Annotated in this window: 19 protein-coding genes; 8 read left to right on the top strand and 11 right to left on the bottom strand. The window is 46.5% G+C overall.

Annotation, left to right across the window (positions count from 1 at the left end):
- Positions 1–78 precede the first annotated feature (78 nt).
- The 5 genes from xni to queF all read right to left on the bottom strand — a co-directional run bounded on the left by xni (position 79) and on the right by queF (position 7,468).
- Positions 79–861: a flap endonuclease Xni gene (gene xni / locus ATB78_RS21630; RefSeq protein ID WP_020196462.1), complete on the bottom strand. Its 783-nt coding sequence runs from the start codon at positions 859–861 to the stop codon at positions 79–81.
- 58 nt (positions 862–919) lie between these two features.
- On the bottom strand, positions 920–2,296 hold the full coding sequence (gene ppnN, locus ATB78_RS21625) for a nucleotide 5'-monophosphate nucleosidase PpnN (RefSeq protein WP_061010456.1): 1,377 nt from the start codon (positions 2,294–2,296) through the stop codon (positions 920–922).
- Positions 2,297–2,515: 219 nt separating this feature from the next.
- Positions 2,516–4,081, bottom strand: a complete 1,566-nt coding sequence (locus ATB78_RS21620; protein WP_009705632.1) for a GGDEF domain-containing protein — start codon at positions 4,079–4,081, stop codon at positions 2,516–2,518.
- A gap of 98 nt (positions 4,082–4,179) precedes the next feature.
- Entirely contained in the window at positions 4,180–6,462 is a 2,283-nt protein-coding gene (locus ATB78_RS21615) for a hypothetical protein (protein WP_061010454.1), read from the bottom strand.
- Between the two features lie 160 nt (positions 6,463–6,622).
- The gene (gene queF / locus ATB78_RS21610; RefSeq protein ID WP_020196465.1) at positions 6,623–7,468 is read right to left on the bottom strand and encodes an NADPH-dependent 7-cyano-7-deazaguanine reductase QueF; all 846 of its coding nucleotides are present in this window, start codon (positions 7,466–7,468) and stop codon (positions 6,623–6,625) included.
- A gap of 107 nt (positions 7,469–7,575) precedes the next feature.
- Here queF and syd point away from each other — a divergent pair, with 107 nt between their 5' ends.
- The 4 genes from syd (at position 7,576) to ATB78_RS21590 (ending at position 12,694) form a co-directional block, all read left to right on the top strand.
- Entirely contained in the window at positions 7,576–8,121 is a 546-nt protein-coding gene (gene syd / locus ATB78_RS21605) for a SecY-interacting protein (protein WP_061010452.1), read from the top strand.
- A gap of 2 nt (positions 8,122–8,123) precedes the next feature.
- Positions 8,124–8,900, top strand: a complete 777-nt coding sequence (locus ATB78_RS21600; protein ID WP_061010451.1) for a Zn-ribbon-containing protein — start codon at positions 8,124–8,126, stop codon at positions 8,898–8,900.
- Between the two features lie 317 nt (positions 8,901–9,217).
- Positions 9,218–11,413: a 5'-nucleotidase C-terminal domain-containing protein gene (locus ATB78_RS21595; RefSeq protein ID WP_061010448.1), complete on the top strand. Its 2,196-nt coding sequence runs from the start codon at positions 9,218–9,220 to the stop codon at positions 11,411–11,413.
- A gap of 90 nt (positions 11,414–11,503) precedes the next feature.
- Entirely contained in the window at positions 11,504–12,694 is a 1,191-nt protein-coding gene (locus tag ATB78_RS21590) for a YibE/F family protein (RefSeq protein ID WP_061010446.1), read from the top strand.
- 87 nt (positions 12,695–12,781) lie between these two features.
- Here the strand turns inward: ATB78_RS21590 and ATB78_RS21585 are convergent, their stop codons facing one another.
- From ATB78_RS21585 to metN, 3 genes are read right to left on the bottom strand one after another with little or no spacing between them, the layout of a single operon-like run.
- Positions 12,782–13,591, bottom strand: coding sequence for a MetQ/NlpA family lipoprotein (locus ATB78_RS21585; RefSeq protein WP_039841788.1), 810 nt, complete (start codon positions 13,589–13,591; stop codon positions 12,782–12,784).
- A gap of 32 nt (positions 13,592–13,623) precedes the next feature.
- Positions 13,624–14,301 (bottom strand): methionine ABC transporter permease, encoded by a 678-nt coding sequence (locus tag ATB78_RS21580; RefSeq protein ID WP_009705638.1) that lies wholly within the window; start codon positions 14,299–14,301, stop codon positions 13,624–13,626.
- Positions 14,291–15,325, bottom strand: coding sequence for a methionine ABC transporter ATP-binding protein MetN (gene metN / locus ATB78_RS21575; RefSeq protein WP_005440122.1), 1,035 nt, complete (start codon positions 15,323–15,325; stop codon positions 14,291–14,293). The genes ATB78_RS21580 and metN overlap by 11 nt, the downstream gene beginning before the upstream one ends.
- Positions 15,326–15,668: 343 nt before the next feature.
- Between metN and gmhB the strand changes: the two genes are divergently transcribed.
- The 4 genes from gmhB (at position 15,669) to treC (ending at position 20,620) form a co-directional block, all read left to right on the top strand.
- Positions 15,669–16,220: a D-glycero-beta-D-manno-heptose 1,7-bisphosphate 7-phosphatase gene (gene gmhB, locus ATB78_RS21570; protein ID WP_005381961.1), complete on the top strand. Its 552-nt coding sequence runs from the start codon at positions 15,669–15,671 to the stop codon at positions 16,218–16,220.
- A 74-nt stretch (positions 16,221–16,294) separates the two neighbouring features.
- Complete coding sequence (gene treR, locus ATB78_RS21565; RefSeq protein ID WP_061010444.1) at positions 16,295–17,242, top strand: trehalose operon repressor TreR; 948 nt, start codon at positions 16,295–16,297, stop codon at positions 17,240–17,242.
- Between the two features lie 175 nt (positions 17,243–17,417).
- Entirely contained in the window at positions 17,418–18,842 is a 1,425-nt protein-coding gene (gene treB / locus ATB78_RS21560) for a PTS trehalose transporter subunit IIBC (RefSeq protein WP_061010442.1), read from the top strand.
- Positions 18,843–18,934: 92 nt separating this feature from the next.
- The gene (treC, locus tag ATB78_RS21555; protein WP_061010440.1) at positions 18,935–20,620 is read left to right on the top strand and encodes an alpha,alpha-phosphotrehalase; all 1,686 of its coding nucleotides are present in this window, start codon (positions 18,935–18,937) and stop codon (positions 20,618–20,620) included.
- A 92-nt stretch (positions 20,621–20,712) separates the two neighbouring features.
- On the opposite strand, the gene ATB78_RS21550 is transcribed toward treC, so the two are convergent.
- The 3 genes from ATB78_RS21550 to ATB78_RS21540 all read right to left on the bottom strand — a co-directional run bounded on the left by ATB78_RS21550 (position 20,713) and on the right by ATB78_RS21540 (position 23,963).
- Complete coding sequence (locus tag ATB78_RS21550; RefSeq protein WP_061010438.1) at positions 20,713–21,612, bottom strand: hypothetical protein; 900 nt, start codon at positions 21,610–21,612, stop codon at positions 20,713–20,715.
- 131 nt (positions 21,613–21,743) lie between these two features.
- The gene (locus ATB78_RS21545) at positions 21,744–23,270 is read right to left on the bottom strand and encodes a winged helix-turn-helix domain-containing protein (protein WP_061010437.1); all 1,527 of its coding nucleotides are present in this window, start codon (positions 23,268–23,270) and stop codon (positions 21,744–21,746) included.
- Positions 23,271–23,360: 90 nt separating this feature from the next.
- Positions 23,361–23,963 (bottom strand): YitT family protein, encoded by a 603-nt coding sequence (locus ATB78_RS21540; protein WP_009705643.1) that lies wholly within the window; start codon positions 23,961–23,963, stop codon positions 23,361–23,363.
- Positions 23,964–24,063 lie beyond the last annotated feature (100 nt).

The following is a 24,063-nucleotide window of genomic DNA, read 5'->3' as shown; positions in this document are numbered from 1 at the left end:
TCTAAGCATTGATATGCGATAGATTAGAAGCAAAAAAGCGCCTGCAATAGGCGCTTTTTTAATGTCTGAAGTTGGCTGCTATTGCGCTTTATTTGGTCCGGTAAAGCGAATGTCTTGTAGGTTAAAGCCGAGTTCGATATCGCATTTCAACGCCGCGACTTTTTTACATAAGCGGGCTGACTCAATATGTTCATCAAACTTCTTACGATATTTAGGGACCAGTTCTTCGCTCGCGTAAGCGGCTTCAATGTCTTCGAATTGAGTTAAGATCTCTTTGGCTGCTTTAGGGCCAACACCCGGAATGCCCGGAACTTGGCTTGAGCTGATTCCCGTCAATCCCCAATAATCCGCAAGCTGAGATGGTTTTACACCAAACTCTTTTTCGATGAACGGTTCATCTAGCCAACGGTGCTGGAAGTAATCTCGGATCTGCAGAGTCGGGGAGAGCAGTTGGCAGTAGCCTTTGTCGGTCGAGACAATTGTGACTTTTTCGCCGTGACTCGCGACTTTGGTTGCGAGTGTAGCAACAAGATCGTCTGCCTCATCACCTTCAGACAGTAGTGAATCAATGCCTTGTTCCCACCACGCTTGTTGAATCGCGTCTAAGCCTTGCATCAATGGTTCAGGCATAGGTTTACGGTTCTGTTTGTAATCCGGAAGGATCTCTGCACGCCAGCCGCGGTCTTGTTCGTGATGATCGAATACCGCGATGATATGCGTCGGCTGCGCTTCAGACAGAATGCGAGTCAGGGTTCTACCTGTAGTGGTGATGGTTCTTGCTATGTCAGTTGGATCAGGTTGCGCTGAGTGCACGCGGCGAATCAGGTTTAGGGCATCAATGATAACAAGATGAATAGACATAATGACTTAGCAATAAAAAAGGGGCGTAATGCCCCTAGTGTAACCAAAGCTGAGTTATCTATCGACCACCATTTTCCTTATGGGCAATACGGTAACATGGCTCGTAAGCGGTACCGCCGGGTAGCTTCATGCGGTGTTGCTCTACGAAATCTTTCAATAGCTTGTCGAGTTTGGTCATCAATACTGGGTCACCGTTGATGGTGAATGGGCCTTTGCGTTCGATCTCTCGAATCCCTTCCGCTTTGACGTTACCCGCAACGATGCCAGAGAAGGCTTGGCGTAGGCTTGCAGCCAGTACTTGCGGTTGTTGGTTCAAATGCAGATCTAGGCTTGCCATTGCCTCATGAGTTGGTTCGAACGGCAGCTGGAACTCAGGCTCGATTTTCAACGACCAGTTAAAGCTGTATGCGTCGCCTTTCTCTTTACGATGTTGGCGAACCTCTTCCATTGAACGTTTCATGATGCGCGCCACTTCTGCTGGGTCATCAATCACGATTTGGTAGTGCTTCTGACCTTCTTCACCCAATGTATCAGCAATAAAAGCATCTATAGAGCGGAAGTAAGCTTCACTCTCTTTCGGGCCGGTTAAGACGATCGGCATAGGTTGGTCAGCATTTTCTGGGTGCATCATGATACCCAAGATGTACAGCAGCTCTTCGGCAGTACCAGGGCCACCCGGGAAGATAACGATGCCGTGCGCCATACGAACGAAGGCTTCGAGACGTTTCTCGATATCTGGCATGATCACCAGCTCGTTCACGATTGGGTTTGGTGGCTCAGCCGCAATGATTGAAGGCTCTGTTAGGCCGAGGTAGCGCTGTTCTGTGTAACGCTGTTTAGCGTGACCAATCGCTGCCCCTTTCATCGGGCCTTCCATCGCACCCGGACCACAGCCAGTACATATGTTCAGTTCACGCAGGCCAAGTTCGTTACCAACTTCGCGTGTGTATTGGTATTCGGTCGCGTTGATCGAGTGACCTCCCCAACACACCACTAGGTTCGGCTCAATGCCCGGCGTTAGTGCTCCAGCATTACGCAAAATACCGAACACGAGGTTGGTAATATGAGTGGCATTGGTGAGGTTCAGACGCTGGTTATCCGCAAGGTGCATGTTGACATACACGATGTCACGAAGAACCGAGAATAAATGCTCTTGAATGCCTTTAATGATCTCGCCATCGACAAATGCATGCTCAGGTGGGTTCGCTAGTTCAAGTTTGATACCGCGCTCACGACGTACGACGTTAACATCGAACGAAAGGTATTTGTCTAATAGCTCTTTTGAGTTATCGGTGTGGCTGCCGGAGTTGAGGACCGCAAGTGTACAGTTACGGTAGAGCAGATAAAGTTCACTTGATGCGGTTTTTTTAAGACGTTCAACTTCCAGTTGTGATAGCAGATCCATGCTACCTGCGGGGCTTATATGGGTAATCATAAGGCCTCCTTGCTAATGCGTTCTTTTGAGGGAATAAACCAACTCACCTACTTAGCTTGTACGTATCGTTCTACTCAGTGGTTGGCAGACTTTGTTTTATAGCGTTTAAACAGCTTAGCAGACTAAAAGAGGAGAAACGTGATAACCCGTTGAAAATTTGAGGCAATATGACAGAACAAGACGTAAAAAGCGTTTGTTTGGTTGTTTTTTAAACGCTTTTTAACCCCAGTTCACCTGATTACCGCCGCGCTGCTTGGCGTCTTTGAGCATATTGGCAAGGCGATCTAATACGTATTCAGGGTTGTCCGCTTCTTTAAAGCAAGTAGAGACGGCCGTTAGGGTGATCATGATGTTCTGTTCACGGAACTTAAATGGCAGTTTACTGATGTCGCGCTGGATGTTTTTCATCAGCTCAAGAGTGTACTCTTCCGTTTGCTCTGGGATGAGTAAGATAAACTCTTCACCACCGAAACGAGCTACGGTTTCCGTATCAGCAACGCGTTTGCTCATGGTGCGAGCAATGATCTTGAGTGCTTTATCGCCAGCGGTGTAGCCATAGCTGTCGTTAACCGCTTTAAAGTTATCAACATCAAACAGAACTACGCGAAGATTTTGCTGTGAGCGAATCCAACGACGGTATTCCAACTCTAAGCGATCATTGAAGGCGGCACGGTTGTATACCTTCGTCAAAGGGTCTAGCAGCATACGTTGTGCTTGGTCTTCCAAGCGGCGACGGTAGTCTTGAGTCGTTTCAAATACGGCTTCGAGCTGATTCTTGCTGTAGCTTAAGCGTTCTTGGAGGGCTTGTTCGCGCTCTTCGGTCATTCTTAAGCGCTCAGTCAAAGAGGCCATCTTGGCCAGCAATGGTGATACTTCACCTTTCAACTCTTCGAGATCTTGTGCGTGTTCCAGAGATTCTTGGCTGCGTTCAACCAAAGTGGTCATCTCTGAGTTCAGCTCTTGGCGATGTTCAAAGTAGGTTTGATGCTGGTCGACGTTCTGATGAACCGTCTTTAGATTGCTAGACAGTGAGGTATTCAACTGCTCTAAGAATTGCTCTGATGATTTGCGCTCGTATTTAGTCGCTTCTACGACCAATTTAAGGGTATTTAAAGTCAGTTCGATCAGAGATTCTGCGTTAACCCCCAACAGCAACTTAGCTCGGATATCCAACAGTTGGTCGCCAGACTCACCTTCAAAATCGAGTTCGGTGATGGTGTGCTGCAAGTCGCTTGCAAGACACTCTAGTTGGGACTTATCTGGGCCGTGTTCTAACTCACCAAGGTTAAGGCGAGAATTGGAAGTGATGATCTTGAGCGCGCGCTCGTAGATGCTCAGTAGCTTGGTGGCTTGGTCAACTTTCTTACCTGCGTGAACTTCAGAAAAGCTCATCAGATTGCGCAATTCACGTTTTAGTTGTGCAGGCAAGCCGGTGATACGTTGAAGCGTTTCACCACTGTGTTTGATTTGTTCGTCGAGATAACCGTTTTGTTTTTCCATCGCCTTAGACTGCTGTTTGAGCATTCTTTCTAGCACTGCTAAGCGAGGTATCAGCGTACTGACATCTTTTTGATGTTCCAGTTCTTGCTGAATTTCGCGCAGGTAGTTGGTTACTTGAGAGTTTGAACCCTGACAAGCAGAAGACAATGATGCCACAACTCGCTTAAGAACTTGCTGCTCACGTTGAAATTTGAGCGAAGTATCACGATGAGTCAGCCTGAGTTGGTCAAGTTGACAACTCAGCTGATGAAGCTGCGACTGAATATCGGATTCCAAGATTCCCATGAAGTGACTACGGTTAAGTCCATGTACTACTGACGATTATTTGATAATAACAAAAAACTTTATAGCGTCATCACTGATCACGCTCAACCGTTGGTTAATTATCCGTTTTTTAATATTTTTTTGATGTCGTCCTCATTCTTGTACGAAGAATGAATTTTAATTAGCCCTTGGTTGATGGCGTGTTGGCACGCAGTCCTTATGTCACCGGTTGCAAAGCTCGCTGCAGGAGCATTATCAATGGCCTTCAAGAACACCCAATGACTGTGTTTATCTTTTAAGCTGACTTCACGCGCAATGTGTGTGGCGAGCAGCAATAGATCGAGTAATTCTTCATCGTTAATTGCCGTGTATGCACGTGGTAAGAATGGGTAGTCACTGATGCCCATTCGGATGATGCGGTTGACGTTGTGCTTGGCCGCGAACTCATCCACCCAACTTTGGAATTTTTCGAACGTCGCTTCTGCTGATGCGTCACGATCGGCATTTGGCTCGATGTATAACAAGTTTGCATCGGAGAAATGGTACAAACGTGTCGGTTTCTGGATACGTTCTGCTAGGAACTCACCAAAAGCACGCTCTAGCTCTAAACCGGCTTTGTAACCATGCTGAACGTACATGCTGCGTAGGAATGGCAGATCGATCATCACGAAGCGCAAACGGTCGTTCAAAGGCTCGTGAATCAATTCACCCATTTGCCACTGCTCGAAGGTGTCGCTCGATTTCTTCAATGAGCGGGACAATTTCACATTCAACATGCGCAGGTTACGCAGACGAGAACGGGAGTGGGTAAACAGGTCATTGCGCAGTTTTTCAATCTCAGCGGTTTGGCGTTGATTGATGACACCACGGCGCATGATGAACAGGAACATGACCAAGACGGTAATGAACAACGCAAACGAGATTTTTTGGAATTTGCGATGCTCCATTTCGACTTGTGCCAATTTCTCAGCTTGGCCTACGTGATGAATACTTTGCTCGGCAAATTCTTTTTGTTGGCGGAACGCATCTTCACTGATTTGGTTAAGCTGCTTTTGTTCTAGGCGCACTAGGCTGGCGTATTTCTTATACGCTTGTAATGACAGTTGGTACTCGCCAGCTTGTTCATAGCCTAGCCCCAATAAGCGGTAAGATTGTTGTTTGATAAAGCCAGTATCATCTGGGGCTTTTTCAATTAAATCGAGCGCTCGTTTAGCGTTTTCAATGACGTCTTTACTGTCGTTTTGATGGTACGCCAAGCCAGACTGCAACAAGGCGGCTTTGGCTTCCAGTTGAGGTAGGTCTGCGTACTCCAATAGATCGGTTGAGCGGTCTAGGTACTGTTCTGCTAATGCATAGTTGTAGAGCTGTAAGTAAGTGGCCGCTAAGCTCAGACGAATCTTAATGATGCGGTTGATGTTTTTACTGGTGCTGTCATGGTCCAGTACGTTGAAGTAGTGCACCAAAGCCAGATTAAACTTGCCTTGGTAGAAATAGATGTCACCCATTTGCTCTAGCACGTCGGCCAAAATCGGTGAACTTGGGTAGCTGTCGTAATAATCTGCCGCCTGAGAGAGGTATTCAATCGCTTTGTCATACACTCGGCGTTCTTGGAACAAGCGAGCCAACAAGCGATTTACTTTCGCAAGGCGTGCGCCGCTATCGCTCTCAATGGATTGCCAGTAACCGTAGAGCAGCTCAGAAAGAGCAAGGTTGTATTTCTTGTCGTTCAGATAAAACTCGCCAACGGCGGTGTGGTAATCAATCAGAGTCAGATCAGAACGGTTGTCTTCCAGCATGGTCTTCGCTTTTGTGTATAAGCGATCGGCATTAACGCTGTCACCACTGTTGGCTGCTAATAGTGCTCGCTGCATGACCAAACGATAACGAACACTGTCGGTGCGTTGTAATACTGGATTGGCTTCTTCAATCTGTTTTTCGATTTGGTCGAGCTTTTCTTCTGCGGCTGCATAGTTTTTGTCATACATCCAAATCATTTGGTTGCGCATCAGTTGCACATCAAGATTCATGTACGGCAATTGATATTCGTTGGCGAGGCGTTCTGCTTCATCAAGGTTGTTGATGGCAGAGCGAATGTTGCCCATTGTGTAGTCGGCTTGCGCGATGATTTTGTGTGCTTCAATCGTGCTGCTTGGCGTGCGGATGCTTCGGTCGGTCTCTTCACGAGACATTGAAGAAGGGCTGCCGTTGCCTTGACGTTCTGTCAGTTCGCGTTGCAAAAGGTAGTTTTTGGCCGCTTGCTTTGCCTGTACAGGGTCGGTCTCAGCCAGTTGCTGAGCTTCATTAAGCAAAGCGGAAGATAAAATGGTCGCGTGAAGTGGCTGTGCTAACAATAAGCAAAGAAAGCCAATCAGCCTAAATAGACGCGAACTGTCCCAAAACATCCTTTTCGTTCCCTCGAACTGTGTCGTAATTTACGTGTTTTTGAATAAACAATAGTAGAGAAAAACGCCCAGCAATCCAACAGATAGCTGAGCGTTTTTGAGTATTTAAGCAATTAGTTTTTGAGTGAGGAACTCAAGCACTTTTGATTCTCAACTCAGATTACTGGCGCGCCATGCGGTTATTGTGAGCGGGCTTGTCTTGTTCCGTTGAGCGGTAAGGGTTGATATCCAAACCACCACGACGTGTGTAACGTGCAAATACCGTCAGTTTCGTTGGCTGGCAGTACTTCATCAGGTCAGTGAAAATACGCTCCACACATTGCTCGTGGAACTCGTTGTGCTCACGGAATGAAACGAGGTAACGAAGCAACTTCTCACGATCAAGCTTAGCGCCTTGGTAGCGAATCTCTACGCTGCCCCAGTCTGGCTGGTTGGTGATCAAACAGTTAGATTTCAGTAGATGGCTGTGAAGAATTTCTTCTACTTGCTCATCACCAGCCGCCCCCTCAAGCAGTGCAGCGTCAAAATCGTAGCTGGTGATTTCGATGTCTTGATCGTCAATACACTCGCCTTCCATCGTTACGATAGGTTGGTTGGTGTAATGCGTTACTGGGTTTACTTCCACAAGTACTTGCTCACCTGCGCATGCCGATAGGTCTTGCGTCAAACGCTCAGTCACTTCTTCCCACGTAGCGAAACGCGTTTGGTTGTAGCTGTTTAAGTACAGTTTGAACGACTTTGACTCAATCAAGTTTGCGCTGGTTGCTGGGATGTAGACTTCGCCAACCGCAACTTGAGGCAAGCCTTTGCTGTTTAGCCAAGATAGCTCGTACAGCGTCCAAATGTCGTGGCCCATAAACGGTAGGCTGTCGCCAAGTTCAAGGTCGTCACGGTTTAGGCTGCGAGGTACCGGTTGCAGTAAGCTTGCGTCGTATTGGTTTGCGTACTCGGTCTTTTTACCCAGAGTCAGGCCAGCAAGCTCTTTAGCGTCAGAATATTTGCTCATACTTTGTGGTCATTTTCGATTAGAATGGCGAGAATTTTACTGAATCCGCTGATTAATTGCCATCCGGCAGATACCGCAACCTGATAAAAACAAACCAGGAGACCTTCATGACCCAAACCGTTCCTCAGGCTCTACAGGACTTTAGCCTGCGCTACCAACAAGCTTGGCAAGACAAACACAACGAACTGCCACGCAGTGAAGAGCTTGCTGATCTTGTTTCTCCATGTGTAGAAGAGAAACGTGATGAGGTCGTTTTGTGGAAATCGGTTCCACGTGAAGAGATGGCAGACTTCACCAACGTTGAGAACGCAATTGAGCTGACATTGCATGAAGACATCAAGCTTTTCTATGGTTCGCAATACAGCGCAGATATGGAAGCGACTTGGCAAGGCAATGAACTGACACTGCTGCAAGTTTGGAGTGACGATGACTTTACTCGTCTGCAAGAGAACATTCTTGGTCACTTGGTAACTCAGCGTCGCCTAAAACTAAAGCCGACGGTATTTATTGCAGCGACTGATGCCGAGCTGGATGTGATTTCAATCTGTAACTTAACCGGTAATGTCATTCTTGAGCGCTTGGGTTCTGATAAACGTGACGTATTGGCTGAAACACTGGCCGAGTTTCTAAGCAAACTTGAGGCAGCGGTGTAAGCATGTACGTTGTTGAGTTGCAGTTTGAGTGTTTTGATAACACCACCGTAAGCGCGGTTGATAAAGCGATTAATGGTCTGATGGACGCATTGCGTTACAACGGACAAGTTTTGGGTCGTGAATTTCCTATCGTAATGGGTGATGGCGAATTTTATGTTCGCGTGGTTTGCCCAGAGCAAGACAGTTTGCACCCTCGCTACCATTCTGATTTCGTCAAAGTGTGCATGAACCGTTTGTCAGAAGCGTCGCTGCTTGCGCCGAAAATGCGCATGTTGGGTCGTGATTTGAACTCAGAAGAAGCGGCGGAAGAAGAAACACCAAGCTGGCAAGTGCTCTACACCACGTACGTTCATACTTGTTCTCCACTGCGCAGTGGCGAGACACTGTTGCCAATTCCACTTTACCGCAATGGTGCAACACTGAATGGTGACCACAAAGCGGTGGTGAAATGGCAAACCGAATGGCAAGCGTGTGATGAAATCCAAATGGCTGGTGGCTGCCGTGCAGAACATGCGGCATTGCACGAAATTTGCGATGCTGACAGTGTGTTGTTCCGCCGTGGATGGGATTTGCGAGGTCGTATTGAATACCTCACTAAGATCCCGACCTATTACTACCAATATCGAGTTGGTGGTGAGTCACTTGAAGCGGAAAAAGCGCGTAAGTGTCCAAAGTGTGGTGGTGAGTGGTTACTCGGTGAGCCACTACACGACATCTTCTACTTTAAGTGCGACGATTGCCGAATCGTTTCCAACATCTCTTGGGACCACATCAAGTAGTCTATTTTTTAAAGCTGGCGTCTATGCCAGCTTTTTTCTATCGCGATAAATGGATCGAAGCTGCTTAGTTAAATTATCTATTATTGATTTTGTCAATATATTGATTCAAAAAGCATTTTCACTGACCATTCCTCTCATCCCCTTGATTGTGATCTTTGTTCATTTTTAAAGAAAAATGTAACTCAGTTGCATGGTTTATAAGCATTGAAACGTTTGCTTCTCAAAAATTTCAAATAATATCCATATCCTTTTTGAGGTTTTGGGAAGAGGGCCCCTTCCGAAAATATATATAAAAAAATAATCTGGAAGGAATTGAGATGACTTTATTTAAACGAAGCCTAGTCTGCATTGCTGTTGTCGGCTTAATGGCTGGTTGTAACGACGATGACACCAAGTACGTAGAGGTACCGTCGGATTACAGCCCTGTAGTCGCAGAAGGTAAAACACTAACCAACACGCCAGATGTGGTTGTGAAAGGTGAAGCAACACAAGCGGATGAAGTAACCATTGCTATCGCCGCAACATCGGATCTACACGGTCGTTTGTTTGGTTTTGACTACGCGCTGAACGCAGAAGACGATGACGCTGGTATTACTCGTGTGGCCACTTTGCTTGCTGATCAAAAAGCGGCACATCCAAACATGATCCTGATTGATATCGGTGATACGGTTCAGGGCAACTCCGCGCAACTATTCAACGATGATCCAACTCACCCAGTGGTTGAGAGCATGAACTCTCTTGGCTTTGACGTTTGGGTACCAGGCAACCATGAATTCAACTTTGAGCGTTCGTTTGTCGATCGCAACCTCGATCATTTTAATGGTGCGGTACTGTCTTCAAACATCAAATGGGAAAGCAACGATGTGAACTACATTCGTGCGTTCCAAATGTTTGAAGTGGAAGGCGTGAAAGTGGCGATCGTTGGTCTAACGCCATCGAACGTGCCGAACTGGGAAGCATCTGCACCGGATCACTTCAAAGGCTTGAAGTTTGAGAACGAATTAGATGCAACCAAAGAAGCGGTTGATCAACTGATGTCTGAATACAATCCAGATGTGATTGTTGGTGCGCTTCACCTTGGTCGACAAGAAGACGGTGGTGTGGGCGTTTACGAAATCGCGTCAGCAATGGCAGATAAATTCGACGTCATCTTAGCGGGTCACGAACACGCGAACTACATCGAGCAAGTGAACGCAGACGGCACTGTAGCACCAATCAGCAAATCCACATCAGAAATTGGCGGTGAAAATACGCTGATTGAAGATAAAGCGAAGTCTGGCGAATACAACCAAGACAATCGCGCGCAAAGTGTGAAAATCATTGAACCAGGCAAGTGGGGTGCTTACCTAGCGAAAGCTGAAATTCAATTGAAGAAAGTCGATGGCAAGTGGACGATGGAAGACACCACGTTGACCAACATTGGCACGAAGAAAGTGGAAGAAGAGCAAGCGCTGCAAGCGAAATTCCAATACGTGCACGATATCTCGGTTGAAGACGCCACTCGCGAGCTTGGCCGTGTAACGGGTAACTTCACACCAAGCACAACAGGTTACCCTGATGAAGCGACTGCGACGGATTACAACTACACGGCAGAGCGTTTGTACTCGACGATTCACCTTGCGAAAGTGGTTGATACGCCATTAATGGACGTGATTAACCAAATCCAAATGCAGAAAATTGAAGATGCGGTTGGTAAAGATAATGGTGCGGTTGTGTCTGCTGCGTCGCTGTTCTCTGATCAATCTAACCTTATCGATGGTGAAGTGTACACCAAAGGTAAATCGACCAACTTGTACAAGTATGACAACACCTTGCTTGGCGTTGAGATGACTGGTGCGAACCTAAAACGCTTCATTGAGTGGTCATACTCTTACTTCAACCAGTACCAACCGGGTGACATTACGGTGTCGTTTAAGAAAGACGCGCCAGCTTACCTGTACGATCAATTCGATGGTGACATCGAGTTCACTGTGGATCTAAGCAAACCGTCTTTAGAGCTAGATGAAAACAACACGGTGACGAATGAAGGTAGTCGAGTAAACATCACCAGCATTGGTGGCGAGCAGTTCGATCCAAACGCGACTTACAAAGTGGCGATGAACAGCTACCGCTTTGGTTCGCAAATCCAGAAGTTTGGTTGGGCGAGCAAAGACGACGTGTTCTATGACTCAGTGAATGAACAAGTCTACGCAATTCGCGACATGCTGACGGCGTATGTTGAAGAGAACAAAGGTATCAACGTGGCAGATTTCAGTGGTAGCGTTGGTAACTGGTCATTCACTCAATACCTACCAAGCGGTGATATCACGACACTGCGTGAGGGCGAAGGCAAAGCGCTGTGGGATCAATTGAAGAACATGGAAATCTGTGTCTCGATTGACTTGGAAAACCCGAAATACCCAGCGATTGTTAAGTCTGTGAACATCAATGATTCGTCTAGCTACTTTGTTAACCCTAACAAAGACGCGGCGACCCTTGATGAGAAAGTCGCAGGTTGTAACCCAACTCATTAATCCTGCATGTGGGCGCGGTAATCTTTACCGCGCCTAATTTTACTCACCATAGGCAAAGCCCGTTTAGTGAGTGATGTAGAAGAGTGCTTCATGATCAAAAGAATCTATAACCGATGGGGTTTCACCCTACTTATTACCCTTATCTCCACGCTTATCTTTCAGTTTTCTTCTTCGTGGAGTGAAGATTTCCGTCCTAAATCTCGTCAGCAGCAAGAGTTTGTCGAAGCGACCGTCACACGTTCAATCTCAAACCATGTTGCGCCTGATCCGCTCGTGCCGGATGTGATGACAGGTAAACAAGTTTTCATGGCAAAAATCCTTGAGGGAGAGAGCGAAGGCTTAGAGGTGGAAGTCACCAATCCTCTTAGTCGCCAGCACAACGTGTATGTCAGTGAAGGCGATACTTTCATTATGATGATCCGCGAAACCACCAATGGCACCGTTTATTGGGCGTATAACCACAAACGATCGGACGCTATTTACCTGATGCTTGCGCTGTTTTGTGCGCTGCTGCTGAGCTTTGGTAAGAAAGAGGGCATCAACTCGATGGTCGCGCTCTATTTCACTGCTGCCTTGATCGTTGGCGTGTTGGTGCCGAGTATTTTTGCGGGTTGGAATCCGATGTTGGTCAGCATCTTATTGATGGTGGTGATCATCGTGGTCAGTTTTATTCTTGTTTCTGGCTATAACCGGAAGAGTTTATGCGCCATGGGCGGCACGTTACTTGGCGTAATCGCTGCGGGTGTAATGGCGCAGTGGTTTGGCGAAATGGCACACTTGTCGGGCATTTACCTCGACAAAGGCGAAGACGTGATTTACCTAACGTCGGTGAAGATGGGCATCCGTTGGTTGATGTTCGTGACGATTGTCGTTGCGGCACTTGGCGCTGTTATGGACGTTGCGATTTCGATTGCATCGGCGTACGCGGAGCTGCAACAAACCGACCCGAAACTCAAACCAAAGCAGTTGGTTAGAGCGTCGATGAACATTGGTCGAGACATCATGGGTACCATGACTAACACCTTGATCTTGGCGTTTGCTGGAGGGTCATTGACGACCATCATGATGGTGTGGGGGCTTAACATGCCAGCGAGCCAGTTTATGAACATGCCGTTGGTGGGACTTGCAGTGGTGAATGCGTTAGCGGGTAGTGTAGGCATTGTGCTTACTATCCCTTTTACTGCGTTTTTAGCGCCTTATGTGTTTAAACATCCTCAATTGGATTCGCAGCCAGAACAGATGCAAAAGGATGTTGAGCAAGGCGAAGTTCAGTTGTTCTAACGATATAAAGCCGCGATGAAAGCAAATGCAAAAAGGGCGCTCCGATGAGCGCCCTTTTTAAGTTTCAAGTGTTGTAGAAAAAGGGGATTACCAACCTTTCACTACGCCACCTTTGAAGATGTCTTTCGCTGCTTCGTAAACTTCATCAGTTTGGTATGCTTTCACGAAGTTTTGTACGTTAGCTGCTTGAACGTTGTCTTCACGAGCAACGATTAGGTTTACGTATGGAGACTCTTTGTCTTCTACGAAGATGCCATCACGCTCAGGTGTTAGGTCGATTGAGCTTGCGTAAGTCGTGTTGATGATAGAAACCGCTACGTCATCAAGAGAGCGTGGAAGTTGTGCTGCATCTAGCTCCACGATAGTGATGTTTTTCGGGTTACCAACGATGTCACGTACTGTTGCTTGTAGACCAACGCCATCACGCAGTTCGATCAGACCTTGTTGTTCAAGCAGTAGAAGTGAACGACCAAGGTTGGTTGGATCGTTTGGTACTGCGATACGAGCGCCATCTTCGATCTCATCCACTGATTTTACTTGCTTAGAGTAACCAGCAATTGGGTATACGAAAGAGTTACCAGCCGTTACTAGCTTGTAGCCACGGTCAGCGACTTGCTGGTCTAGGTATGGCTTGTGTTGGAACGCGTTTGCGTCGATCGAGCCATCATCTAGCGCTGCGTTTGGTGTTACGTAATCAGTAAAGGTAACAAGCTCAACGTCCAGGTTGTATTTCTCTTTAGCAACTTTTGCTGCAACTTCAGCAACTTGTGCTTCCGCACCTGCCATAACGCCAACTTTTACTTTGTTCACGTCAACTTCTTTTTCGCCACAACCAGCAAGAACCAGTGCAGAAGCGGCAGTTGCAACAGTCAAAAGACTCTTAAGGCTAAATTTCATCTTTATCTCCTTATAATTGGTATTTTCAATTCTTATCTGTGGTCTACGCGGCGTACGATTGCATCACCGATAGACTGAATAATTTGTACAAGAACAATCAGCATCACGACAGTCACGGCCATGATGACTACATCATAACGGTGGAAGCCATAACGGATGGCTACGTCACCAAGACCGCCGCCGCCTACTGTCCCCGCCATTGCTGAATAGCTTACTAGTGTTACTAGGGTAATCGTCACTGAGTTAACAATAGTCGGCATTGCTTCAGGAAGCAGAACTTTTGTGATGATTTGTGTTGGTGTCGCACCCATAGATTGTGCGGCTTCAACCAAACCTGATGGAACTTCCAGTAGTGCGCCTTCGATTAGACGCGCCACAAATGGGATTGCACCGATGGTCAAAGGTACGATTGCTGCGGTTGTACCGATAAAGGTACCAACCAACAGTTTGGTTACTGGGATAATCGCAACCATCAATACTAGGAAAGGAACTGAACGACCCACGTTGACGATCGCGCCAAGAATGCCGTTGAGTTTGGTGTTTTCCAGCAGGCCACCTTTTTTAGTGGTATGCAGAATCACACCTAGAGGAATGCCGACCGCGAAACCAACGATGCCTGCAACCGCTACCATGTAGAAGGTTTCCCACGTTGCGCCTAAAAGTAGGTTGCTGTTTAAGCTCAGCCATTCAGAAATCGTATTAAAGGACATAGCCAAGTACCTCAACTTTCACGTTGTGCTCACGCAGGAATTCAATTGCTGCGTTATCGTCTTCTTCACTACCAAACAGTTCTGCGACCATCATGCCGAACTTCACGCCGCCAGCGTAATCGAGATCAGAACTTAGGATGCTCACGTCGATGTTGTACTTACGAGCGATTTGCGTCATCAGAGGGGCATCCACAGTTGCACCAGTAAACTCTAGGCGAACCAATGGGTAGCTGTTTTCCACGCGCGTGGTTTGTAAGCGAGCTTGGTAATCTTCTGGGATAGAAAGATCCAAAGTAGAGCGAATAAACTCGTGTGCCAGTGCAGTCTTCGGATGCGCGAAGATTTCACCGACAGTGCCTTTTTCTACTAGCTCACCATCACCGATAATCGCCACTTCGTGACAGATGCTCTTAACCACTTCCATTTCATGAGTGATCAGAAGAATGGTGATTTCTAGCTTGCGGTTGATTTCTTTGAGTAGTTCTAAGATGGACTGAGTCGTTGCTGGATCCAGCGCACTGGTTGCTTCGTCACACAGCAGAACGCTAGGGTCTGATGCCAGTGCACGTGCAATTGCCACACGTTGCTTTTGACCACCACTTAGGTTTGCTGGGTAGCTTTCATGCTTGTCTGAAAGACCAACAAGCTTAAGTAGCTCAGTGACTTTTGTTGTGATTTGCGATTTGTCTTTGCCTGCTAGCTCAAGAGGGAGTGCGACATTGTCGAAAACGGTGCGAGACGACAGCAGGTTAAAGTGTTGGAAGATCATCCCGATGTTACGGCGAGTTTCTCCCAATTGCTTTTTGCTTAATTTGGTTAGATCAACGCCATCTACGATGATGGAACCCGATGTTGGGGCTTCCAGCATGTTCACACAACGGATCAGGGTACTTTTACCCGCGCCCGATGAGCCGATAACACCAAAGATGGTGCCCTTCGCGATATCTAGATTAATGTCCTTAAGGGCAAGAATTTCCTTACTGCCTTGGTAGAACACTTTATTGACGTTTTTTATTTCTATCATGTTTCAACCTGCACAGAGATACTGGGAACTTCGCTGTTAAAAACGGCTTTTAACAGGAGTAAATTTTGAACTCTATCTCAATTCTCAGTTGATGCTATGGGTTAAGCAGTAGTAAGTCAATAGATATTTTTACGTCTAGACGTCTAAATGTATGGATGTTCTGTTGGGAAAATAAAACAGAGGATGTTTGGCGGAAAGGAATATAAAAGAGGGATATTCAAGATTTACCGATTCTCGGGCGACAAATCAACTGTTTTGTCGCCCACTCACGCCAATTAGATAGTGTGAGTGCTTATAAGGTATGTAATAATCTGATGAAACCGAGTAAATAGAGAAATACGTTTTGGCAAAACCTGCTGTTTTTATCGATCGTGACGGCGTGATCAACGTTGACCACGGCTACGTTCATGACGAACATGATTTTGAGTACATTGACGGTGTCTTTGAAGCGACAAAAGCGCTGAAAGATAAAGGCTACCTGTTGGTGCTTGTGACCAATCAATCTGGCATTGCACGTGGTAAATTCAGCGAAGACCGTTTCTTATCTCTGACTCAGTGGATGGACTGGAACTTCGCTGATAATGGCGTTGAGTTCGATGGCATCTACTACTGTCCACATCATCCTGAACATGGCATTGGTGAGTACAAGCAAGATTGTGAGTGCCGTAAGCCAAAACCAGGCATGTTCATTTCTGCACGTGACTTCTTGAAGATCGACATGGAGAAATCTGTGATGATCGGTGACAAAGCCGAAGACATGATGGCAGCAGAAGCGGCAGGCGTTGGCACTAAGATTTTGGTTCGCACTGGTAAGCCAGTAACAGAACAAGGCGAAGCGATTGCAACGGTAGTATTAGATAGCATTGCAGACGTGCCTGCGTACCTAAACAAGTAATCTTCATTACTGACTGAGATAAGGGAAGCCGCTGCTTCCCTTTTGTTTGATTCCTTCTTTTAGTCTGAACACTTATGAGCAAAAAACTCACCATTCTTGATATCGCGAAATTGGCTGGCGTGGGCAAATCGACGGTTAGTCGTGTGCTTACCAATGATCCCAAGGTAAAACCGCAAACGCGTGAGAAGGTAGAGCAAATCATTCGTGAATCAGGCTACGTCCCATCAAAGTCGGCGCAGTCGATGCGTGGTGGCAGCCAGAAAGTGATCGGTGTAATCATCTCTCGTTTGGATTCACCATCGGAAAACCGCGCTGTTGGGACCATGCTCAACGCTTTGTACTCAGCAGGGTATGACGTGGTGATCATGGAGAGCCAATTCGATCGCGATAAAACCAATGAGCATTTGGATGTGCTTAAACGTCGCAATGTCGATGGGGTGATCGTGTTTGGCTTTACTGGATGTGATGAGCAAGCTTTGGCGGAGTGGGGCAATCGCATTGTCGTGATCGCGATGGACACGCAAATGGTTTCCTCGATCAACTACGACAACCAAGGCGTTATCGATATGGCGCTCTCTCATCTGGAACAACAATCTATTTCTCGTATTGCCTACATTGGTGTTGATCCAGAAGACCGCACCACGGGTCTTGCTCGCCTCAACGCTTACCAAACTTGGTGTGAGCAAAAGCGCATCGAACCTTGCTTCCAAACCGGCAAGCTCAACCACGAAAGTGCTTATCAGCTGGTGGATCAAGTCCTTCAATCCGATACGCAAGCCATCGCTTGTGCCAGTGACACTATCGCTCTCGGTGTAATTAAACGTCTGCAAGAAGTGGGACGTGAGGATGTGGTGGTTACCGGTGTCGGTGGTAACGAATTGCTTTCTTTTCTCTTCCCTAATGTCTTCAGCGTGGATCCTGGCTACTCTCATGCTGGTGAAAAGGCCGCTAACATGCTGATTAATCAATTAAATGGTGATGAGTCTGTGGTGCATTTTACCCAGCAGCCTATCCGTCATTAATCCACCTTTCGATGATCTGCTCTAAAATTATACTGTGATCATTCTCAATTAATGGGACTGTTCCCATTTTGTTTTTGAATGCGAAATGGCACTATTTAAATCATCAAATGGGAATGTTCCCATTATAAAAATAAAACGATGAATTGAATGTATCCAATACAGGGTGGACAAAGTTATGAGTAAGATTGCGCGTCAAGATGTACTGCGTCTTATTGAGCTGGTCGGGGGATCGGACAATATTGCCAGTGTAAGCCACTGCTTAACTCGCTTGCGTTTCGTGTTGAATGACACTGACAAAGCCGATACAAAACAGTTAGATGCACTGCCTATGGTGAAGGGCTGCTTTACCAACGCAGGTCAATTTCAGGTCGTCATCGGCACTGAAGTTGATGAAGTTTACAAAGTACTGATCGAGCTAAGCGGCAAAAGTGAATCGAGCAAAGATGAATCTAAGAACGCTGCTCGTCAAAACATGAACATCGTTGAGCGTGGTATTTCCCACCTTGCTGAAATCTTTGTACCACTGCTACCTGCGATCATCACCGGTGGTCTGATTCTTGGCTTCCGTAACGTGATTGGCGACATCAAGATGTTTGATGGTCAAACGCTAACGGAAATCAGCCAGTTTTGGGCTACGGTACACTCTTTCTTATGGCTAATTGGTGAGGCGATCTTCTTCTTCCTACCGGTTGGCGTGTGTTGGTCGACAGTGAAAAAACTCGGTGGTACTCCAATTCTGGGTATCACATTGGGTGTCACGCTGGTTTCGCCACAGTTAATGAACGCCTATCTAATTGGTAAGCAAGTGCCTGAAGTATGGGACTTTGGCTTATTCGCCATCGAGAAAGTGGGCTACCAAGCACAAGTGATTCCGGCAATGCTCGCTGGTATGGCACTGGCGTTTATTGAAACCAACTTAAAACGCATCATTCCGTCTTACCTTTACCTAGTGGTTGTGCCGTTTGTCTCTATCATCGTGTCTGTGATTCTTGCGCACTCTATCATTGGTCCATTCGGTCGTATGCTGGGTGACGGCGTTGCATTCGCAGCAAAAGCAGCCATGACGGGTGACTTCGCAATGATTGGCTCTACCATCTTCGGCTTCCTATACGCGCCATTGGTAATTACCGGTATTCATCACACCACCAACGCGGTTGACCTTCAACTGATGCAAGAGCTGGGCGGCACGCCAATTTGGCCTCTGATTGCGCTTTCAAACATTGCTCAAGCGTCTGCGGTAGTTGGCATCATTATCATCAGTAAAAAACATGGCGAGCGTGATATCTCAGTACCTGCGGCTATCTCAGCTTACCTTGGTGTGACTGAGCCAGCGATGTATGGCATCAACTTGAAATACAAATTCCCAATGTTGAGCGCGATGATCGGCAGTGCGATTGCCGCCGCTATCTGTGGCAGCGCAGGTGTGATGGCGAACGGTATCGGTGTGGGCGGTTTGCCGGGCATCTTGTCTATCCAACCGCAGTTCTGGGGTGTCTTTGCTTTGGCGATGTTGGTAGCGATTGTGGTCCCAGTAGCGTTGACGCTTCTGTTGTATAAGCGTGCACAGATGAAAGGCGAGTTAGAAACCGCTAACACGTAATTCAAACTGAGGCAGCGATTTGGCTGCCTCGTTTATCTCCTCTAATTTTTAAGATTTTTAAGTTTCCGTTTAATGGTAAGTGAGCGTTAGAAATGGCAATGACCAAGCATGATGAGAGCTGGTGGAAAACCGCAACCATCTACCAAATTTACCCAAAAAGCTTTTGTGACAGTGGAAGTAAAGGCACGGGCGATATTAAAGGGATCATTTCTAAACTGGATTATCTAAAACACCTTGGTGTGGATGCGATTTGGCTGACGCCGGTTTATCAATCGCCAATGATCGACAACGGTTATGACATTTCCGATTACTACGCGATCAACCCAGATTTCGGCACCATGCAAGATTTCGATACCCTGTTGGCGGAGGCTCACCAACTGGGTATTCGAATCATCATGGATATCGTGGTCAACCATACTTCGACAGAACACAAGTGGTTCCAATCAGCACTGGGTGATAAAAACAGCCCGTACCGTGATTACTACATCTGGAAAGATCCGGTAGATGGTGCAGAGCCAAACAACTGGCAATCTAAGTTTGGTGGCAACGCTTGGGCGCTGGATGAAAAAACGGGTCAGTACTATTTGCACCTTTTTGCTAAAGAGCAAGCGGACCTAAACTGGGAAAATCCGGTAGTGCGTGAAGAAGTGAGAGAAGTCATCAGCTTCTGGGCAGAAAAAGGTGTCGATGGTTTCCGTCTGGATGTCATCAACCTGATTTCCAAGCAGCAAGATTTCCCAAGTGACGATATTGGTGATGGTCGCCGTTTCTACACCGACGGTCCACGTGTGCACGAATACCTTCAAGAGATCAGCGAAGCTGTGTTCCAAAAATATGGAAGCGTGACGGTGGGTGAAATGTCCTCCACTACACTAGAGCATTGTCAGCAATACTCAGCGCAAGATGGCAAAGAGCTGTCGATGGTGTTCAATTTCCACCACCTGAAAGTCGATTACCCGAATGGTAATAAATGGACGAAAGCGCCGTTTGATTTCATCCAACTGAAACAGATCTTCAACCACTGGCAAACCGGCTTAAATGGCAAAGGGTGGGGGGCGCTGTTTTGGTGTAACCACGACCAACCACGCGTTGTGAGCCGATTAGGTAACGACGAACAATACCGTGTTGAATCTGCCAAAATGCTTGCGGCATCGGTACACATGATGCAAGGCACGCCTTATGTTTATCAAGGTGAAGAGATCGGCATGACCAACCCGGGTTACACCGAAATCAGCCAATATCGTGATGTTGAAAGCACGAACATGTACGACATTATGGTCAATCGCGATGGCGTATCTCACGACGATATGATGGCGATTTTGGCACAGAAGTCGCGTGATAACTCACGTACGCCAATGCAATGGAACAGCGCGAAACATGCGGGCTTTACTGAAGGCACGCCGTGGTTAGAAGTGGCTCAGAACTATTCAGAGATCAACGCGGAAGCCGCAATTGCCGATTTGAACTCGGTGTTCTACTTCTACAAGCGTCTGATTGAACTGCGTAAACAGGTTCAAGTGATCACTGATGGTCGTTACGAGGACTTGTTGCCAGAGCACAAACGTATTTTTGCTTATGCTCGTCAGAACGATAAGCAAACGCTGCTGTGTATTAACAACTACTACGGCGAAGAAGTGGAGTGTGTGTTACCAGAGCGCTTTGACATGAGTAAAGCCAAGAATCTGCTTTCCAACTATCAGAATGCGACCAGCGCGATTGCTTCCAATCACCAAGTTCTGCGTCCTTACGAAACGCGCATCTTGCTGATTGAATCTTAAGGCAAATAAAAAGTACCCCTAAGGATTTAGATCCTAAACAAAAGGCTTTGGAGTGCTCCCCAAAGCCTTTTTCTATGCGATAAGATTGCGGCTTATGCTTTCTCGATCTTGCTCAGTGTTGCTTTCTCTTCACTGATTTGAGTCTGTTCGGCTTTCAACAGTTCAACTTGCTCAATCAAGCCTAGTGCAGGGTTAAACCAACGCTCTGCTGATGTTTCAAATTCCATAGAATCCATGCCATCACATCTTAGGTTATAGGTGTTCTTCTCGGTTAGGTATGCCGCTTCAATCGATTGACCAGATACAGAGAAGGTTTTACGCGCACCTGTCTCAGTTATTTGTTGGCTCCACCAAGCTTTGCAATCTGCGTTATCTGGCAGCTTTTCTACCCATTCGTGATCCTCAAAATCATTCAAAAGGTTAGCTACTTGTTCACCATTCAGCGATAAATCAATAGAGATGGTGTTTACGCTAATATCAATGTTCGGATCTTTCTCCTTAACCGTCGAACCTTCCACGCGAAACACTGGACTGCTATCCATAAGCATTGCGATAGAGATACGGTTAACAAGGTAAGCATCGGTGATTTCGTGTAGTGCGCCATCGGTGCCAGTAAAGTAGATCGACTTATCGTCTTCGCCATTCTCTTCAACTTGCTCAGACAGATAAAATTGAGTGATACCGTTGTTAACCAGATCGTGGATGATTTGAATCACAGGTGCCGATTGTGGAATGTTAGACAAAGCATCAATAAGCTCCTGACTGCTCATTGCCTCAAAGTCCATCGTCACTGTACCGATTTGCTGTTCATCAGAAGCAATGTCATAGCGCAATTTTGTAGTTGATACTGGTGCAAAAGATGAGTTTGAAATCGGGTAATCAAAGCTGTTTTGTGGACCTTTATTGCCGCTTGAAGAGCCAGAAGAAGAGCCGCCACCACAGCCGTAAAGTGCGATCGTAGCTGCTGCGATAAGCGTCATTTTTTTAAGCATGAGTTTACATTCCTAATTTTAGAAGGCTGATAAATCGAGCCGTTATTTGAATGTCGCCATGCTAAGTCTTGTGGCAGAAAAAGGGCAAAAAACAAAAGCTAACAGAGTTTAATGAAAGCTTAATTTTATATTTAGGTCTTTGTTTTATCTGGAGTAATTTCAGCGTCGATATTCGTGCAGTATTCTTCGATTAGCGCCTTCCAACGCATCACAATTTCTTTCTCTTTAATGCTGACACGCAGTTTTGTCCAAGGTTGTAAACAGGTCTCTTTTGATTCTGGTTGTGACAAGCGACTGAATAATTCTTCAGAAGGCATGACGCGTAGCAGAGCCACCAAAGATTCCATGTAATTGAGACGGAATTGGTCGAGCTTATTCTGCTTGTAAGCGATATGAGAAACGAAGGTGTACACCAAGGCGTTTTGAATTCGTGAGTCGCCAGCTGGTGTCGTCAGTAACGCTTTGGCTTTATCGAGGTTACCTAACTTGTAGTGCAAGATACCAAGCCACAAACTCAGTTCGTCAGGGAGAACATCAAATTCCGATTGAGCCTGAGTGAGGTATTCCTCTAGCTTGGTTTTATCTTGTTCGTACAACGCAAGATGACGAGCGATGGTGATAGCAGTGAACTCGTCCATGTGCTCAATTGGTGCGTTGGAAAACTGCTCGTCGAGCAACATCTTTTCGTGTGTGTCAGTAAAGTGCCAAGTGCTTTTTGAAGGTTCCGGCAGATTGAAGTACTGAGCAATGTCGCTGTGCAAGCGGAATAAGTCTGATTGCAGGTGGTCGATTCGTAGGACGTACTGATTTCGAAACGCTAATTTTCCTGTCGCTGGGTAAATCAGGTTCATTTGCGCTTTTATCATGCCCTCTGTCGGACTGTCTTTGAGTTCGATATTGAGCTGATAATCACTGGTCTGCATGTTGCGTGCGCCGGGGAAATAAGGCGTTTCGTTGATTGGATCGAGAAAGTAGCTCGGAGCATCTTGGTTGGCAATATCAGTATAAGGGTATTCGACTTGCTGCTGGAGCAAGATGGCTTTCACTACGGTACGATACTCACGTGCAGCGGTGCCTATCGCATCGACTCGATTTAGGAGAAGCTCGACTTTCGGGATCAGCAGTTGGTTACGCGTCTGTTGAGTGGAAATGCCTTGTTGTTGCCAGAGAGCCACTCCCAGTCCAATACTGGTCAGCGCGAATAAAGCACATAAGCCATAAACAACCCCAAGTTTGCGTGAAGAGGGCGCTTTATTCTCATTGGCGAGTTTGGCTTTGCGCTTGCTCGACTTTGCTGGTGGCAATAGTTGAATGTTCGCTGGGTTGAGGAAGTAGCCTTTACGCGGGTAGGTCACCAATAGCTTAGCGGCATCGTGCTCTGGTAAGTGCTCTTGTAGCAAGGCTCGAAGTGTACTGATTCGATTGGTAAGTACGTTCTTTGAGATAAACTTACTTTGCCAAATGGTCTCTATGATGGTTTCTGCAGACAGCGGGTGGCCAACACTGGTGAGCAACAGTTCTAACAACTCGATGCTACGCGGCTCAAGATCGATAACGACCGCTTGCTTGTGAAGCGTTTGAGTCTCTGGGTTGTAGATCAGTTCGCCAATAACAATCTGACTGTTGGTTTGTTTGGCTTGTTGTAGGAAGTCGCGCATACCATCATGAGTGATTAGGAAATGGCGAGATATTATATAGGCATTGGAGCGCAAAATCTTATAAATTGCGCTCCAATTATTATAGAAAGGTTATGAACCGTAGCTCACAGAATAGCGGTGTGGCTTGTGGTTCATTGCAAGCACTAGGTTTAGTGCGAATGCACCAAGAATCGATAGACCGATAACCCAAGGTGTGACGAAGAAGAAAGACGCAAATAGGATACAAGCATCAATCGCCATCTGAGATTTCCCTACAGAGATACCGAACTTATCTTGAATGAATAAGCACAATACGTTGAAGCCACCCAGACTTGAGCGGTGACGAAATAGGATCAGCATACCTAAGCCCATAAGCAAGCCACCTGCCACGGCACAGTAAATCTCGTTAATCGACTCGAGTGAAATCAGTAAATACAGATTATCCGCAAAGATAGAAACCAAAGCGCCAGAAATTGCACTATTAATCGCAAAACGACGGCCAAAGCGTTTCCATGCGAGCAAGTAAAATGGACAGTTGGCTAAAAAGTAAAGCACACCAAACGTAAAAGGTGTAAATTGGCTAATAAGCAGAGCCAATCCTGTTGTGCCTCCAGTTAAGAGGTCTGCGGATTGGAGAAAGAAAACGCCTTGAGCTACCAAAAAGGTACCTGTAAGAATTGCCATCCAGTCTTCTTTTCTTGAGTGTTTTTCCATCTAATATGCAGTCGTTAATGATAAATAGGGCGTGCATAGTAGTAAAAAGATGATCTTTTCGGTAGCTAGAGGGTAAAATTTGCGGTAAACCTATGTAATT

It is taken from the genome of Vibrio sp. CUB2 (genome assembly GCF_001557945.1).
In the GTDB taxonomy this organism is placed as follows: Bacteria; Pseudomonadota; Gammaproteobacteria; order Enterobacterales; family Vibrionaceae; genus Vibrio; species Vibrio owensii.
The sequence above is the reverse complement of the archived record's forward strand: the minus strand, read 5'-3'. Positions and strand labels throughout refer to the sequence as shown.

Excerpts from the sequence above, each read along its gene's own strand:
- xni (WP_020196462.1), bottom strand. The coding sequence starts at position 861 with ATGTCTATTCATCTTGTTATCATTGATGCCCTAAACCTGATTCGCCGC.
- ppnN (WP_061010456.1), bottom strand. The coding sequence starts at position 2,296 with ATGATTACCCATATAAGCCCCGCAGGTAGCATGGATCTGCTATCACAA.
- ATB78_RS21620 (WP_009705632.1), bottom strand. The coding sequence starts at position 4,081 with ATGGGAATCTTGGAATCCGATATTCAGTCGCAGCTTCATCAGCTGAGT.
- ATB78_RS21615 (WP_061010454.1), bottom strand. The coding sequence starts at position 6,462 with ATGTTTTGGGACAGTTCGCGTCTATTTAGGCTGATTGGCTTTCTTTGC.
- queF (WP_020196465.1), bottom strand. The coding sequence starts at position 7,468 with ATGAGCAAATATTCTGACGCTAAAGAGCTTGCTGGCCTGACTCTGGGT.
- syd (WP_061010452.1), top strand. The coding sequence starts at position 7,576 with ATGACCCAAACCGTTCCTCAGGCTCTACAGGACTTTAGCCTGCGCTAC.
- ATB78_RS21600 (WP_061010451.1), top strand. The coding sequence starts at position 8,124 with ATGTACGTTGTTGAGTTGCAGTTTGAGTGTTTTGATAACACCACCGTA.
- ATB78_RS21595 (WP_061010448.1), top strand. The coding sequence starts at position 9,218 with ATGACTTTATTTAAACGAAGCCTAGTCTGCATTGCTGTTGTCGGCTTA.
- ATB78_RS21590 (WP_061010446.1), top strand. The coding sequence starts at position 11,504 with ATGATCAAAAGAATCTATAACCGATGGGGTTTCACCCTACTTATTACC.
- ATB78_RS21585 (WP_039841788.1), bottom strand. The coding sequence starts at position 13,591 with ATGAAATTTAGCCTTAAGAGTCTTTTGACTGTTGCAACTGCCGCTTCT.
- ATB78_RS21580 (WP_009705638.1), bottom strand. The coding sequence starts at position 14,301 with ATGTCCTTTAATACGATTTCTGAATGGCTGAGCTTAAACAGCAACCTA.
- metN (WP_005440122.1), bottom strand. The coding sequence starts at position 15,325 with ATGATAGAAATAAAAAACGTCAATAAAGTGTTCTACCAAGGCAGTAAG.
- treR (WP_061010444.1), top strand. The coding sequence starts at position 16,295 with ATGAGCAAAAAACTCACCATTCTTGATATCGCGAAATTGGCTGGCGTG.
- treB (WP_061010442.1), top strand. The coding sequence starts at position 17,418 with ATGAGTAAGATTGCGCGTCAAGATGTACTGCGTCTTATTGAGCTGGTC.
- treC (WP_061010440.1), top strand. The coding sequence starts at position 18,935 with ATGGCAATGACCAAGCATGATGAGAGCTGGTGGAAAACCGCAACCATC.
- ATB78_RS21550 (WP_061010438.1), bottom strand. The coding sequence starts at position 21,612 with ATGCTTAAAAAAATGACGCTTATCGCAGCAGCTACGATCGCACTTTAC.
- ATB78_RS21545 (WP_061010437.1), bottom strand. The coding sequence starts at position 23,270 with ATGCGCGACTTCCTACAACAAGCCAAACAAACCAACAGTCAGATTGTT.
- ATB78_RS21540 (WP_009705643.1), bottom strand. The coding sequence starts at position 23,963 with ATGGAAAAACACTCAAGAAAAGAAGACTGGATGGCAATTCTTACAGGT.